General features: G+C 59.3%; 10 protein-coding genes. 7 read left to right on the forward strand and 3 right to left on the reverse strand.

All coding sequences use genetic code 11. From position 1 onward, the window contains the following. Positions 1–15: 15 nt before the first annotated feature. On the reverse strand, positions 16–2,907 hold the full coding sequence (locus VSP_RS23320; protein ID WP_009963724.1) for a tetratricopeptide repeat protein: 2,892 nt from the start codon (positions 2,905–2,907) through the stop codon (positions 16–18). A gap of 357 nt (positions 2,908–3,264) precedes the next feature. Here VSP_RS23320 and proB point away from each other — a divergent pair, with 357 nt between their 5' ends. The 3 genes from proB to VSP_RS23335 all read left to right on the forward strand — a co-directional run bounded on the left by proB (position 3,265) and on the right by VSP_RS23335 (position 6,908). Then, a complete protein-coding gene (gene proB, locus VSP_RS37020) occupies positions 3,265–4,047 on the forward strand; it encodes a glutamate 5-kinase (protein WP_009963725.1) in 783 nt (260 codons plus the stop codon). A 75-nt stretch (positions 4,048–4,122) separates the two neighbouring features. After that, positions 4,123–5,391 carry a glutamate-5-semialdehyde dehydrogenase gene (locus VSP_RS23330; RefSeq protein WP_009963726.1) on the forward strand — a complete coding sequence of 423 codons (1,269 nt, stop codon included), beginning with the start codon at positions 4,123–4,125 and terminating at the stop codon, positions 5,389–5,391. A gap of 74 nt (positions 5,392–5,465) precedes the next feature. Beyond that, positions 5,466–6,908 carry a sulfatase gene (locus VSP_RS23335; RefSeq protein WP_009963728.1) on the forward strand — a complete coding sequence of 481 codons (1,443 nt, stop codon included), beginning with the start codon at positions 5,466–5,468 and terminating at the stop codon, positions 6,906–6,908. Positions 6,909–6,996: 88 nt separating this feature from the next. Here VSP_RS23335 and VSP_RS37025 read toward each other — a convergent pair whose 3' ends face one another. After that, positions 6,997–7,491 (reverse strand): RidA family protein, encoded by a 495-nt coding sequence (locus tag VSP_RS37025; RefSeq protein WP_044133643.1) that lies wholly within the window; start codon positions 7,489–7,491, stop codon positions 6,997–6,999. A 231-nt stretch (positions 7,492–7,722) separates the two neighbouring features. On the opposite strand from VSP_RS37025, the gene VSP_RS37030 reads away from it, so the two are divergent. From VSP_RS37030 to VSP_RS37035, 3 genes are all read left to right on the forward strand, one after another. Next, complete coding sequence (locus VSP_RS37030) at positions 7,723–8,055, forward strand: VanZ family protein (protein ID WP_086010747.1); 333 nt, start codon at positions 7,723–7,725, stop codon at positions 8,053–8,055. 11 nt (positions 8,056–8,066) lie between these two features. Further along, positions 8,067–10,076, forward strand: a complete 2,010-nt coding sequence (gene ligA, locus VSP_RS23350; protein ID WP_009963732.1) for an NAD-dependent DNA ligase LigA — start codon at positions 8,067–8,069, stop codon at positions 10,074–10,076. A 215-nt stretch (positions 10,077–10,291) separates the two neighbouring features. Further along, positions 10,292–11,770 carry a hypothetical protein gene (locus VSP_RS37035; protein ID WP_009963733.1) on the forward strand — a complete coding sequence of 493 codons (1,479 nt, stop codon included), beginning with the start codon at positions 10,292–10,294 and terminating at the stop codon, positions 11,768–11,770. Positions 11,771–11,786: 16 nt separating this feature from the next. Here the strand turns inward: VSP_RS37035 and VSP_RS23360 are convergent, their stop codons facing one another. Further along, the gene (locus VSP_RS23360; protein ID WP_009963734.1) at positions 11,787–13,064 is read right to left on the reverse strand and encodes an outer membrane protein assembly factor BamB family protein; all 1,278 of its coding nucleotides are present in this window, start codon (positions 13,062–13,064) and stop codon (positions 11,787–11,789) included. A gap of 180 nt (positions 13,065–13,244) precedes the next feature. On the opposite strand from VSP_RS23360, the gene VSP_RS43450 reads away from it, so the two are divergent. Continuing rightward, positions 13,245–15,962, forward strand: coding sequence for a DUF6797 domain-containing protein (locus tag VSP_RS43450; protein ID WP_009963735.1), 2,718 nt, complete (start codon positions 13,245–13,247; stop codon positions 15,960–15,962). Positions 15,963–15,984: the final 22 nt, after the last annotated feature.

Consider the following 15,984-nt stretch of genomic DNA (forward strand, 5'->3'; position numbering starts at 1 on the left):
GGATCGAGAGGAAAATTAGTTGCTGGTCTTGCTCAGGAGGGCCTTGCCTTCATTGAATTCGGGGAACTCCGTGATGTCCTTCTGGGCAAGCATTTGCTGGAGGACCGTCCGGGCGCTTTCTTTGTCGCTGAGTTCGATGAAGCACTTGGCCGCACGGAGATAGGCTTGGGCAAGCACGGCCTTGTCGCGACGATAGGCAAGGATGATGCGCTGATAAAAGCTCACCGCCTTCTTGAGATCTTTCTTCGCCTCAGAGGCTTCGCCCAACCCCAACAGGGCGGCGGGATGGGCACCGCGCCATTCCTTGGTGGCCTGGATGGTGGTGAAGACCTTCTCAGCTTCGTCATACTTTTTCAAGGCCAGGAGAGCCTTGGCCTTGCCCAGTGTTGCCTCAAGGATGCTGGAGCTGGAGGCATACTTCTCAATGGCCTCGTTGTAGAGGTCGAGAGCCTTCTGGTACTCCTTGTTGTTGAACTCGATGTCCCCCAGACCCACTGGAGCTTTGTCACCAAATTCACTGTTGGGATACTTGGCACGCAACTGCTGGAAGCAGGCTGCGGCCTTTTCTGCATCCCCCTTCTTGGTCAGCATTTCACCCAGGCCAGCGAGAAGCAGGGGGCTGAGTTCCTCAATCTTTGCGGCATCGGGAATGATGCTCATGAGGTTCTCATACTTGGCCACATCACGGAAACCACGGGCGATCAGCGCGCGACCATAGAGGATGCGGGCTGCCGCCGTGCCATTCAGGAGCCCATTATCGCCTTGCGGTGTCATGAGCGTTTTGAACTCGGTCTCCACTTCCTCAAAAGTTGGGCCAGGGGCGGGAGTTGGTGCCGCCGCAACGGCCGTATCAGTTGCCTTGCTGGCATCCGCCGCCTCGCCTTCCTTCTTGGTGGCGTCGGCAGGCGTCACGGCCGCTGGTTTGGTCGCAGGAGCTGCGGCGCGGGGACGTTTCTTGGGCACCATCATGGTGACAAGCTGCTGAATGAGGACTTCCACCTGCTCATTGGCTGGATTGCCAAGGTGAGGCGCCATCGCACCAGCCACCAGCTTGCGACCTTCATTCAGTTTCTCCTTGGCCTTGTCCGGCATGCCTTCGCTCTCCAGAGACTTGGCTTCGCGCTCTACTCCCCGTGTAATCCAGTAAATGGCCTTTAGGGCAGAGGGCTTGTCCTTGTTCGCCTGATAGTAGCTGGACCACATCTGGGTCAGCTCTTTCCACATGTTCTTGTCCACCATCAGGTTGGTGGCTGCGTCGATTGCGTAGTTGAGCACGTCTTCGGTCTTGGCCTTGTCCACCGCATTCCGGTAGGCCTCGAGGCACTTGGCGGTGTAGTCGATCTTGCCACTCTCGTCCACCATCTGGCTGTAAATGTCGCCCAGAAGCGACCAGACTTGACCCACGTTCTGATCGTTCGGGGCTTCCACCACCAGCTTCTCGAGCTGCTCCATGGCGTCTTTTTTGTCGCCGCCCTGGAAGTCGATGAAGGCAAGACGGTATTTGGCGTCCACCAAGTACTGCCCCTTGGGGTTCCCAGCGATGTACTCACGCAGGGCCTTCCGGGTCTTCTGCGAATCGTTCTGGAAGAAGTAGCTCAGCGCGATGCGGTACTCAGCCTCGTCTTTGTAGGCGGAAGTCTTGTTAAGGCTGATCAGTTCTTGGAAAGCGAGACGACAGTCGTCGAAGCGTTGGGATTCGAAGAGCACCACCCCGAGTAGATAGTTGAGACGCTCTTTGTCGGCATCTTTGGCGAGCTTGGCCCGCTCGAACGCTTTGATGGCAGCCTCGATATTGCCACTTTCAAAGGCCAGCGAACCGAACATGTCGGTCACCTGTCCGATGTTTGCCCCCTCAGGGAACTCGTTCATGTACTTCTCACAGAGAAGATAGGCACGACCGGCACGTTGCAGGCCGGCGTTGCACACGATCATGCCGAAGAGACAGCGATCACGATCTTTGTTGTCTTTGAAATCTTCGTAGATGGTCTGAAAGGCCAGAAGGGACTCATACAAGCGGCCCATCTCATAAAAGCACTGGCCAAGACGATAGATGATGGAGGCATCGTAGTCCTTCACCCCTTCGATATCTGCGAGGATCTTCTTGTTGGTGTCCAGCAGGCCAGCCGCTTCTTCCTTGCTGAGCAGTTTGCCCATGAACTGAACCCGACCACCTGCGGCAATCTGGGTCTGCCACTGCTCAATTTTTGAAATACGAGCCTTCTGAATGGCCACCAGTTCGCCCTGGCGACGCATGCTTTGATAGGCACGGAGGGCCTCCCCATAACGCTTCTGCTCCAGCATGGCATCCCCCACCTGCTGGGAGAGCACATTCAACTGAACGACGCTTTCATCTGCAGAAGCCCCTGCACGGAGCTTTTCCATCATCTGGCCAGCCTTGTCAGTGTCGCCCTTGCCTACGTAGATTTCAGAAGCCATGAGGATGGCCTGCTGTTGCTCTGCGGTAGGCGTTCCCTGAAGGTCTTTCAGCACCACTTCAAGAATGCTGAGGGCCTCATCAGGCTGGCCGCCCTTCTTGTGATGATACGCGATCATCAAACCTGCGCGGTCCCGGAGTTCCGGCACGGCAGCGGCTTCCTTGAGGGAAGCGATCCCTTTGTCGGCATTGCCTGCGTTCAGGTAGGCCTCGCCAACGGCCATTTTCGCATCATTGAGACTGTTACTCTGGGGAAACTTCTTGATGAAGTCTTCGAAAAACTTAATGGCCTCCGCCCACTGCTTAAGATTGAAGTGCGCCGCACCTTCAAGGTACATCACAGCCTCGAAATCTTTGTTGCTGGTGGCGGTGTGAATGGCACCAATTTTTTGCAACGCCACGTCAAAGCGGCCCTGGCCAAACGCCGCCTGGGCCTCGGAGAAAAGCGCCTCCATTTCCTGCTCCTTGTTCATCGGCGCAGTTGCCGGTGCAGCAGGAGGGGTCGCAGGAGGTGCTTGACCGCAGACAAGAGAGGCGGAACCAACGGATAGAAGAGCGAACAGGAAAAACGGTCTCATAAGCACACGGCCGCTAGGGCGAACATCACAAATGGTAGTTTGCAAGATAGGTCGGGACATGGGCAAGGCTATTTTTCCTGAAAGAAAGCGATTTTCTCACGCGCCCCTTCAGAGGACTTGAGCATTCCAAAACGGGTGGCCCGCTATTTCATTAGAAAGGTTTTAGACTCCGAATGAGAAAAGTCACTCATTCTCCCTCTGCTTGCAAAGCGAGCCGGTCTCGCCCATGCTGCGGATTCCAAAAAATCAGTCATGAGCGGCAGACGAGTCATTCTCAAGTTCGGCAGTGGCATCCTCACCCGTACGGATCGTGCGGAGATGGATGAGGAACAGTTGTGCAAACTGGTGCAGGCCATTGCTGAGCTCAAGCGCCGCGGCCATGCCGTGGTCGTCGTGAGCAGCGGTGCCGTGGCCTCCGGCCTCAAGGCCATGGGGTTCCGGGAACGGCCGCAGGAAATCACCACCCTGCAGGCGTGTGCGGCCGTCGGCCAGACTTACCTCATGCACACGTACCAGAGCTATTTGCGTGGTCACGGCCTTTACGTTGCGCAACTCCTGCTCACCCACGCCGACCTGGAGAGCAAAGAACGCGCAGAGAAGGTGAAGAATACCCTGCTGCGCCTGTTGGAGAACCCCAATGTGGTTCCCATCATCAACGAGAATGACTCGGTGGCGGTGGAAGAATTGCGTTTCGGCGACAACGACAAGCTCTCTTCCCGCGTGGCCCAGCTTTGGAGTGCGGATTTGCTGATCCTGCTGACGAGCGTGCCGGGCCTGATGGATCTCAAGAACGATGGGGCGGTCAACATCGTGCCGATGGTTGAAGACGTGAACTCGGTCCTGCACCTGGCGCAGGAGGACAAGGGTGCCTTTTCCGTGGGAGGAATGGCTTCCAAACTCCGCGCCGTAGCTGATGCCGTGGCGGGCAATGTGGAGTGCATCATCGCTTCTGGACGTCATCCGGAACAGATCGCCGATCTCGTGGAAGGGAAGGGCACGGGCACCCGCTTCCCCCTGCCCGCCTCCAAAGCCTGATCTCCCGCGTATCCCTCGCCGGAGCAATCTGCCCCCCCTCCTTGCTCCCTTTCCCGTCCCGTCAACTACCGATCAATGTCCCAACCGTCTGACATCGCCAACGCCATCCTCGCCATGGGGGCCAGAGCCCGGGCTGCCTCTCATGAGCTGGTCAAATTGACCACGGCCCAGAAGAATGACATCCTGCGGGCCATGGCGGTCGGCGTGAGAGAGCAGCGCGACAGCATCCTGGCCGCCAACGCCAAAGACGTGGCTGCTGCCGAGGAAAAAGGACTCAGCAAACCGATGGTGGACCGCCTGCGACTCGATCCAAAATCTCTGGAAGGTATCGCCGCAGCCATCGAGCAAGTCGCAGAGCTCCCCGACCCCGTGGGTGAAGTGCTCGGTAAATGGACACGTCCAAACGGTCTCGCTATGCAAAAGGTGCGGGTGCCAATCGGCGTCATCGGCATCATCTACGAATCCCGGCCCAATGTCACCAGCGACGCGGCCATACTTTGCTTTAAAACCGGCAATGCCACCATCCTGAGGGGCGGCTCGGAGGCTATTCACTCCAACACCGCCCTCGCGGCTGCCTTGCAGGCCGGGGGTGAAAAAGCAGGGCTACCCCAAGACAGCATTCAGCTCATCCCCTTCACCGACCGGGAGAGCGTGGATCATCTCGCCAAGATGGACCGCTACCTGGATCTGATCATCCCTCGGGGTGGGAAGGGACTGATCGAGCGCGTCGTGCAAGCCGCCCGCATGCCGGTGATCAAGCACTACGATGGCGTCTGCCACGTCTATGTGCACCACACGGCGAGCCACGAGATGGCCGCCAACCTGATTCTCAACGGCAAGTGCCAGAAGCCCAGTGCCTGCAATGCGGTGGAAACGGTGCTGGTGGACCGCGAAGGGGCTGAAGATTTCTATGCCACCCTCCGGGAGGTTCTGAGACCAAGTGGCGTGGAAGTCCGGGGCGATGCAGGGGTGCTAGCCGTCTGGCCCGGGGCGAAGCCCGCCACGGAAGAGGACTGGAGCACGGAGTACCTGGATCAGATTCTGTCCATCAAGACCGTTTCAGGCACTGACGAAGCCATCCAGCACATCAACACCTATGGCTCCCACCACACGGACGTCATCGTTTCCGAAGATGCCACCGTAGCCGCCCGGTTCCAGCATGAAGTGGACTCTGCCGTGGTGCTCTGGAATGCGAGCACCCGTTTTAACGACGGTGGCGAGTTCGGATTCGGTGCCGAGATTGGCATCAGCACCGACAAGCTGCACGCCCGCGGCCCGATGGGGCTGGCAGAACTTTGCAGCTACAAGTATCTGGTCAACGGCAACGGTCAGGTGCGACTTTGATCCCCAGGGCCTTGACTGTCCGGTCCAGGACAAATTTCCCAGAAACATCGCCACATGCCTTTCGTCTGGAAGGCATGAGTTTCTCTTTGTTGAAGCCCCCAACGGCCGCCCTGCTCCTGGCGGGCATCGTTTTCAGCCAGCTCTTGTCCCCTCTTCAGGCCCAGGATCCGACCGCCAAACGGCCCAATGTGCTGTTCATCGCCGTGGACGACCTCAATCATTGGGTGGGTTATCTGGGCCGCAACACGCAGAGCAAGACGCCCAATCTGGACCGTCTGGCCGAGATGGGAACCCGCTTCACCAGAAGCTACTGCGCCTCCCCCTCTTGCAATCCATCACGAGCTGCTCTCATGACGGGTCTTCGCCCCTCGACCTCCGGCATCTACGACAACGATGATGACTGGCGGCCAGTCATCCCGGAAGAAAAAACCCTCCCTACCACGTTCCGGAAAGCGGGCTATGAAGTGCTGGGTTCAGGGAAAATCTATCATGGGGGTTTCGACCGGAAGAGTGAGTGGAACGAATACCCTGCGGAGAAGAAGAGCGATCCCAAACCCACGGGCAATGATGGCGTAGGCGGGATCAAGTTCGCCCCTCTTGACTGCAAAGACGAAGATCTAAGCGACTGGCAGATCACTGACTACGCCATCGAGCAACTCAGCAAAAAACATGACCGACCTGTATTTATTGCCTGCGGTCTGCACAAGCCTCACATGCCGTGGAATGTGCCACAGAAGTACTACGACCTGCACCCGCTGGACAAAATAGAGCTGCCACCTCACATTCCGGGGGACCTCACCGATGTGCCCCCAGCCGGCGTGCGTATGGCAGGCCCCAACGGGGACCACGCCAAGATGCTGGCCAGCGGGCGATGGAAGGAGGCGGTCCAGGGTTATCTGGCGGCCATCAGCTACACGGACATGAACATCGGCCGTCTGCTGGACGCCTATGAAAAGTCGCCCCTGCGGGAAAACACCATCATCGTCCTCTGGGGAGACCACGGCTGGCATCTGGGGGAGAAAGAACATTGGCGGAAATTCGCCCTCTGGGAAGAGAGCACGCGCGCACCCCTCCTTTGGGTGGTGCCCGGTGTGACCAAGGCTGGCAGCGTATGCGAGCGCACGGTGGATTTTATGAGCCTCTACCCCACTCTGTGCGACCTGAGCGGCATCCCCGTACCTGCGCATGTCGAAGGAAAGAGCATCAAGGCCCTGCTGCAAAACCCTGCTGCTGAATGGACCACCCCGGCCCTGACGACCTACAAGTTTGGCAACCACACCGTGCGCAGTGAAGGCTGGCGCTATACCCGGTACGAGAACGGTGACGAAGAACTCTATGACGAAACCAAGGACCCGCTGGAGCATACCAACCTGGCGTCGGACACCCGTTTTGCGGAGCAAAAGGCGCAACTGGCGCAATGGTTGCCCAAAGCCAATCAGGCGGATGCCAATGGCCGCCCCGGCAATGGGGGCGGCGGAAAGGGCAGGAAGAAGGCAGCCCAATCCGGTAGGGACTGACTGCAGACGAGGGCTTATTGAGCCTGGCGGCCGGTTTTCCAGCCGGCCACCAGCCGGTTTCCTGTAGAACTGCGAGAGAGGCTGAGTTCTAGATGTCGTCCACCATCTGGTCTGACGTCGTGAGGTTGATCTCGAAGATGACTTCGATTTCGACTGCAATGTTGCCCGGGAGGGGGCCCATGCCGACAGCGCTGCGCGCGCCCACTCCGTTGTCCTTGCCCCAGATCTCTGCGAACAACTCGCTGCAGCCGTTGATCACCTTGGGATGGTCGTAGAAATCAGGAGCAGAATTCACCATGCCCAGCACCTTGACGACGCGCTTCACGGCATCCAATGAGCCCAAGTGCTTCCGAAGCGTGGCCAGGATGGCCAGCCCCACCTGACGGGCGGCAGCGTGCCCCTCCTCCAGCGTCAGATCAGCACCGACACGCCCCACGATCAGGGAACCATCCGCCTGGACCGGGCCGTGACCAGACACATAGGCCTTGTTCCCGGCGATAACGAGCGGCTTGTACACAGCTACCGGGGTGGGTGCGGGAGGGAGGGCGACGTTCAATTGCAATAAATTGGCTTCAGCTGACATGTCCGCAGAAAAGCAAAAATGCCAGGCTGAGTAAAGCATGGCGCGGAGCCAGGACGCGATTTCACTCCGCAACCGTCCTCGAACGGTCAGGAAACACGGCCCCGGGGGTGGATTCTTCATTTGCACCATGCCTTCCCCCGCCGTTCTTGGCAGATGCTCTCACGCCCCCTTCCCTGGTTCTGCGGTGTCGCCGCGTGGTTTGCCCTGTTGTTCTTCCTCTCTTCCCGACCCATGCCCCAAATGCCCGGTCCGGAAATCCCCCACATGGACAAGATCATGCATGCCACCTACTTCATGCTGGGCTCCACCATGCTCTACATGGGAGTGCGCCTTCAGAATCCAGACCGTTCTTGGTGGCAGGCTTCACTCATCGCCATCGGGTTCTGTGCCTTGGTCGGTTTGTCGGATGAATTTCATCAGAATTTTGTGCCCGGCCGTTCCGGGAATGACCCGTATGACTGGATGGCGGACGTCCTGGGTGGTTTCCTCGCGTCTGGCCTGGGTGGCTTGATATACAGTTGGGTGGGTGGAAAGAGGCTTGTCGCCGCTCCGATTCACCGCTAAAAATCCCGCCCATGCCCCCCGCTGCAGCCCTTGAAACCGCCTCCCTTCGTGTCGCCCACCTCCGCGAGGAGATCGAGCACCACAACCGGCTGTACTATCAGAATGCCGCCCCGGAGATCTCGGACCAGGCCTTCGATGCACTGCTGAGGGAGCTACAGGACCTGGAGAAGGCCCATCCCAGCCTGATCACCCCCGACTCCCCCACCCAGCGAGTGGGCGGAACCCCGCTGGACGGATTCAAACAAATAGCTCATCCCGTGCCCATGATGAGCCTGGACAACACCTACTCCGAGGAGGAGATGAGGGACTTCTTTCAGCGACTGGTGAAGGGCCTGGGACGCGAGAAGGTTCGTTGCACCATTGAACCCAAGGTGGATGGCGTGGCTGTGGCAGTGCGCTATGAGGCAGGGGCATTGAAATACGCAGCCACGCGCGGCGATGGCCGCATGGGCGATGACATCACCCAAAACCTCCGGACCATTCGCGCCCTCCCCCTGCGGCTTCCGGCGAAGGTGCCCCAGACCTTTGAAGTGCGCGGTGAGGTGTACATGACTCGCGCCGGCTTTGACAAGATGAACCAGGAACGGGAGGAGGCGGGAGAGCCACGCTTTGCCAATCCTCGCAACGCCACCGCCGGGTCCCTGAAGCAACTGGACCCACGACTGGTGGCCAAGCGCCCGCTACAAGTGATTTTCTACGGCGTGGGGGATGTGGGCGAAGCCCGTCTCACCAGTCAGGACGACATCCACAAGCTGCTGCACGATGCCGGCCTGCCCATGGCCGCGCACATCTGGCATGCGGAATCGGCCGACGAGGTGATTGCCGCCATCCACCAGCTGGACGAAAAGCGCAAGGCGCTGCCTTATGACACGGATGGTGCTGTCGTAAAGGTGGACGCCTTTGCCGAGCAGCGGGATCTGGGAGCGACCAGCAAGGCGCCCCGGTGGGCCATCGCGTACAAGTACCAGCCCGAGCAGGCGGAGACTCGCTTGCTGTCGGTGGACATTCAGGTCGGTCGTACGGGTGCCCTCACCCCGGTAGCTCGCCTGGTGCCGGTGTTCCTGAGTGGCAGCACAGTCTCCAACGCCACCCTTCACAACTTCGAGGAAATTGTCCGAAAAGACATCCGTGTAGGCGACTTTGTCATCATTGAAAAGGCCGGCGAGATCATCCCCGCAGTCGTCGCGGTGAACAAGGAAAAGCGAACCGGGGAAGAGAAGGAGGTCCCCGTGCCCGTCCACTGCCCGGTGTGCCAGAGCCCGGTAGTAAAGGACGAGGCCCAAGTGGCCATCCGCTGCACGAATCCGAACTGCCCGGAGCAGGTGAAACGGCGTCTGGAACATTTCACCCACCGCGGGGCCATGGACATCCGCGGCCTGGGCGAGCAAATGGTGGCACAACTCGTGGATGCCCACCTGGCCATCACCCCCGCCGACCTCTACGATCTGAACACCCACGCGCTCTCAAAACTGGAACGGCAGGGGGCCAAAAGCATCGAGAACCTGCTAAAAGGGTTGGAGGAAAGCAAGAAGCAGGCTCCATGGCGGCTGATCTTTGGCCTGGGAATTCTCCACGTCGGTGCCTCGTCCGCGAGATCATTGATGGACCATTTTGGAGCGGTTGATGCACTGGCCAGGGCGAGTGTGGAAGACTTGCTCAAGGTCCAGGACATTGGCGGCATTGTTGCCCAGAGCATTCACGGTTGGTTCCAAGTCCCTGCGAATCAGGCGCTACTTGACCGCCTGCGCAGCTCCGGACTCCAGTTTGACAACCCCAAGACGGAACAGGCGAGCGACACTTTTGCAGGCACCTCATGGGTGATCACCGGGACGCTGAGCGAATCACGTGAGGTGATTGCCGAACTGATCCGCACCCATGGCGGGAAGATGGTTTCCAGCGTGAGCAGCAAGACCACCTACCTGCTCGCAGGGGAAGAGGCAGGGAGCAAGCTGGAGAAGGCCGCCAAACTGGGAGTTAAGGTCCTGTCAGAAGCTGATTTTCGCGCGATGCTGCCCGGATAGTCTTTGCCCTCAGGGAGGGACGATACCACCTATGGACGAAAATGTTGCGGTGTTTCTCTTTTCTCCCGCACGATTCCTGCTCTTTTGGAGGTAGCATGAGATTGTTTTCAATTGGCAACATCACTAAGGGTGACTTGGACGGCTTTTTTGGTCTTTTTATAGACAACCTGCTTCAGCTACTTCTGATTTTTACCCTTTGCCCGCTGTTTTGCGGGATGTCTGCCGCTGATGTGACAACCAAGATCCTACCAGGGGCAGCGATCTCGATTCTGGTCGGAAACATCTTCTTCGCGGTCCAGGCGTGGCTGCTCGCGAAGAAGGAAAACCGGAGTGATGTGACAGCGATGCCCTACGGCATCAATACGGTGAGCCTGATTGCTTACATCATCTTCATCATGGCTCCCGTTTACCGGCAAACGCAAGACGCCAGCTTGGCCTGGAAGGCAGGCCTGCTGGCCTGTTTCGTGAGCGGGATCATGGAGTTGATGGCGGCGGCTTTCGGCGGCTGGTTGCGCCAACACACGCCGCGGGCAGCTTTGCTGTCCACCCTGGCAGGTATTGCCATCACCTTCATCGCCATGGGATTTGTCTTTCAAGCCTTCGCGAATCCGGCTCTGGGTATGCTCCCTTTGCTGATTATCCTTCTCGGGTATGCTGGCAAGGTAAAGCTGCCGCTGGGTCTGCCGGCTGGCTTTGTGGCAGTAGTGATCGGCACGGCACTGGCTTGGATTTTGCGTGGGTTTGGAGCTCTCCCCATGCCACCCTCTGCGGAGGGCGGCCTTCTCGGATTTCATCCCCCCCTCTGGTATGGGAACGAGCTTTTTGGGTTCCTGATGACGCCGGTCGGTTGGGGTTACCTCTCGGTGATCATCCCCATGGGCCTGTTCAATATCATCGGATCACTCCAGTGCCTGGAGAGCGCCGAAGCGGCGGGCGACCAATATTCGACCACCAATTCTCTCTGTGCCAATGGGATCGGCAGCATCGTGGCGGCCTGCCTGGGAAGTCCGTTCGCGACCACACTCTACATCGGCCACCCAGGCTGGAAGGCGATGGGTGCGCGCTGGAGCTACTCCTGGCTCAACGGGGTGGTCATCTGTGTCATCGCGCTGGTGGGTGCAGTGGGGGAAGTGCTCCGTTTTGTTCCGCTGGAGGTGACCCTGGGGATCCTGCTCTGGATCGGTCTGGTGATCACCGCTCAGGCCTTCCAGGCAAGCCCCAGCCACCATGCGGTGGCAGTGGCGGCGGGTCTCGCCCCCTCTCTTGCTGCCTGGTTGCTGGTGCAGGTCCAGGAGACTCTCCGCGTGGCGGGCAAGACACTCTATGAAACCGTAGATCAGTTCGGCTCCGCGCTGCACATCCGGGGAGTCATTGCTTTGAGCCAGGGCTTCATCGTGACATCCATCATTTACGCCGCCGTGATCGTCTTTGTCATCGACCGAAAGTACCGCCAGGCTGCCGCATGGATGCTGGCAGCAGCGGTGCTCTCCGCAATAGGCCTCATGCACGCCTACAAGCTGACTCCTGGCGGAGTGGAGAATAACTTCGGGTGGTTCGCAGCCCCGGAGTTTGCGATCGTTTACGCGGTGGTCGCAGGACTGCTGTGGCTGCTGGCCAGACGCCCGCAGGCCACAGGGTTCGTGGCGGTGACCGGTCCGGACAACAAGATCCGGATCACCACCCGCTCCAACTAGACTGGAGCTCCCTCACTCAGGGCACAGCGACGGTCTTGGCCCCGAGTGCCCAGAGGGAAGTGTCGGTGCGAACATACACCCGGCCATGCCCGATGGCTGGCGTGGCGTTGATTGGCCCGTCGAGCTTGTTGGTGGCCAGGATCTCAAACTGGGGCCCGGCCTTCACCACCACGACGTCTCCGGTTTGGGAGCTACAGTAGATTTTGCCGTCTGCTGCGACGGGGCTGGAGAAATACTTGGTGCTGCGGCCTTGGGTACCGATGACACGCTCGTTGTACACTTCCTCCCCCGTCTCCAGCTTGACGCACTTCAAGATGCCACCGTCGCCGAGAAGGTACATGAGGTCTCCAACCACCAAGGGGGTGGGCACATAGGGAATTCCCATGACAAGGCGGTACAGTTCCGTCGGCTTGTCAGCCCCGAGCTTGAGCACGGCCGATTCCTTGCCACCGCCCCCGGACCCCATCGTGCCGAAGATGATGTCCTTGGCATACGCAAACGACCCCACACTGCGCTGGGTAAAACCGGGATTGTGCTGCCAGGTCATCTTGCCAGTGGCAGCGTCCACGCCAAAGAATCCGCTGGTGGTGTCGGCCATGATGAATTCACTCCCTTTGGCGGTCTTCCGCACAAGAGGGGTGCTGTAGGGATTCTTGCTGTTGGGCAACGGCAGCTTCCACTTGGTGTTGCCTGTGGCGATATCCAGCCCCAGCAGGCAGCTGGTGCCCCCGCCTTCGCCTTCTGGAAGCTCTGATTCGCAACGGACCAGCATCACACCGTCAGCAACCACGGCGGAAGCCCCAGAGCCGTGCTCATGAACATAAGGTGCGAGATTCTCCTTTCTCCAGAGGAGCTTCCCCTGGTGATCCAGCGCGAGCGCCTCCACCGCATCACCATTCGTCCAGTTTACATAGATGCGCTCCGCATCCACAAACGGGGTGGAGGAGGCGAAAGCATTAAACTTGTGCTGTTTGTGGGGGTGGTAAGGAACCTCGAACTTCCAGGCCACGGAGCCATCCGAGGCATTGAGGCACTCGACTGCCCGCTTCCCTTCGCCAGTCTCGGCTGTGAGGATGACCTTGTCCTTCCACAACACGGGAGATGACCACCCCGGGCCCACCGCAACCTTCCAGGCCGTGTTGGCCCCCTCAAAGGTGGCGGGAAGGTTGCCCACATCGGCAACGCCGCTGCCGTTGGGACCGCGGAAACGGGACCATTCCTCGGCCCGAATCCCCACGGAGGAAAAGGTCACGGCAGAAAGGGTGATGAGCGGGAGCAGCAACGAGCGGTTCATGGCGACAAAGGGAAGGAAATGAAGGCAGGCCAGACTAAAGCAACGGTGGAGAGTTGATCACATCAAACGTCGGACGGGGGCGCAACCTTTAACCATTTACACTCTGGAGACATTTGCACACGCTGGAGAATCTCCGTTGCCTGAAGGAGCGCTCCCATTCACACGTACTCAATGGCTACCATGATCCTGAAGACTGCATTTTTCACCACTCTGCTCGCCTCACTGGCGTCGGTCTCCTGCGCCAAGGACAAGGAGCAGGAGAAGGCGGATGCCGCCGCCAAGGCCAGTTCGCAGAAGGAAAAAGCCCTGTTGACCGCCCGTATGGCATCTGGCTATGGGGATTGGGTCGAAGCGGACTTCCCGTTCTTTTCCACGGTGCTGGATGCAAGGGAGCTGGGCGAAGGCTGGCCGAATAACAATCTCACACCGCGCGGCATCGTGTTGAACCTCGGCGGCAACACCTGGGCTTGCTTCGATACGGACCTCCTACGCATGGCGCTGATCTGGCAGGGTGAAGAGGGCAAACCGCCGATGACCCAAAACGCCCTGTCCACCGGCTCCTACCATCTGGCAGGCCAGAAAACGAAGGACGGGCAGGAGGATCTGGTCAAGCCCATTGGCAAGCCCTGGGTGGCCAATGGCATCTACCCCGGATGGCAGGTGGGGAGCAAGGCAGACCTTAAGGATCCCCGATCCCCCACGAACTCTCCCGAAGAGGTGGGCCGCGGTCCGCTGGACAACTCAATGGGCCGGTTTCTGGGAATCGAACTGAGCGATCCCGGTCCGGTGTTGAAATACGTCGTAGGGGGCGTGGAGCTGAAGGAGTGGATCACCTCCCGACGCAGCGGTGACCAGACACAAGTGGAACGGCATTTCTATGTGCCAGCACACGATCAACCTTTGACGCTCGTAGCGGGTTGGGGGCGTGAGACCAGGCTCTCTGCCTCGGTGCAGGGAAATGGCAGCGTCCAACACTCGAACCAGGACGGCATCAACTTCATCACGCTGCCCGCAAGCCAGTCCCCGGTAAAGCTGCTCGTCCGCAACTGCTTGGGCGTAAAAATGACTGTGCCGGAGATGACGCCAGCGGGAACGCCTGATGTCACTTTCGAAATCCCAAAGGCAACCAGGTGGACCGAGGCCGTCACCACCTCCGGCAAAGTCGATCCCAACACCAAGGATGCCTATGCCATCGAGGACATCCCGCTTCCCAATCCCAATCCATGGAAGCGCAATGTCCGCGTGGCGGACCTGGCCTTCCTGGACGATCAAGGTAACGCGGCGGCGGTGACGATGGATGGCGATGTGTGGCTGGTCTCTGGCCTCAAGGGCGATCTCAAAACGGTGACCTGGAAGCGCTACGCCTCCGGCCTGCATGAGCCCATGAGCCTGGTCGTGCGCAAGGGCGAGCTTTTTGTCTTCGACCGCAACGGCATCTGGAAACTGCGCGACACGAATGGAGACAAGGTGGCAGACCAGTATGAGATGTTCTGCGATCTCTTCGGCCAGACTGCGGAGACTCGTGAGTTCCCCAACAGCATGAAACTGGCTCCAGATGGCTCCTTTGTGATCAGCAAGGGCGGCCAGGAGGGCACCACCTATGGCAAGCACAACGGGACGGTGATCCGCATCTCGCCGGATGGGAAGTCCTTCGAGATACTGGGCCATGGGCTGCGCCAGCCTTTCATTGGGGTGCATCCGAAGACGGGGCTTGTCACTGCCAGTGACCAACAGGGCAACTATGTGCCCTCCACCCCGCTTCAGATCATCAGGGATGACCAGTTCTATGGTCACCTGCCCACCATCGCTCCCAAGGAGCAGTACCCGGCAGCCATTGCTGATCCCCTGACGTGGATCCCCCACCCGGTCAATGCCAGTGCGGTGACGCAGACTTGGGTGGTAGATGCCAAGATGGGCACGCTGAATGATGAGATGATCCACATCGGCTACAATCGGCCGGAGCTTTTCCGCGTGCTGATGAATGACCGGGCTCCAAAGCCACAGGCCGCGGTGGTCCCCTTCACCCAGGACCTGGACTTCTCACCGCTAAACGGCGCAGTGAATCCGGCGGACGGCCAGCTCTATGTGACAGGCTTCCAGATCTGGGGCACCACCGCCAAGCGAATCAGCGGGCTGGCCCGCATCCATTACACGGGTGGTCGCCGGGTGCTGCTGACGGGCCTCGTGCCCATGGACAAAGGCGTGCTACTCAGGTTCAATGAAGCACTGGATCCGAAGTCGGCCACCGATCCTGCCAGCTACAGCGTGGAGCGTTGGAACTACAAACGCACCTTTGACTACGGGTCCCCCCACCTGAAGCTCGATGGCTCCCCTGGCCAGGAATGGATGGTGCCGAGCAGCGCCTATCTTTCCAAGGACGGTAAATCCGTGTTCGTCGGGATCCCTGACATGAAGCCGGTCATGCAGATGCGCACGGGCTGGGGCATCAAGGACAGTGAGGGTCTGGAGGCGCACAACAACGCCTACTACACCCCCTATGAGCTCACCAAGTTTGAGCCCGAGAAAGAAGGGTTCGAGCCGCTCACGGTGGACCTCACTCCGCGGAAGGCTGTAGTGGTGGAAGCTGCCAAGCCCACGGTGGAGGAAGGCTTCAAACTGTACCAAATGATCGGCTGCATGGCCTGTCACTCGACGGATGGCAGCGTGGTGGGCAAGGTTGGTCCTAGCTGGAAGGGGCTCTTCGGCAGCGACCGGATGCTCAAGGATGGCAACAAAACCCTCGCCGATGAAGCCTATCTCCGTGAGTCTATCCTCAACCCCAGCGCCAAGGTGGTGAAGGGCTTTGAGAAATTCGACGCCGGGATGCCCATTTATGCGGGGATCTTGAACGATTCACAGATCGAATCGCTCGTCCTCTACATCAAGACGCTGAAGTAAGAGCCCAGTTGGTCATCGGCGG

Origin of the sequence: Verrucomicrobium spinosum DSM 4136 = JCM 18804, assembly GCF_000172155.1 — a bacterium.
GTDB classification, from domain to species: domain Bacteria; phylum Verrucomicrobiota; class Verrucomicrobiia; order Verrucomicrobiales; family Verrucomicrobiaceae; genus Verrucomicrobium; species Verrucomicrobium spinosum.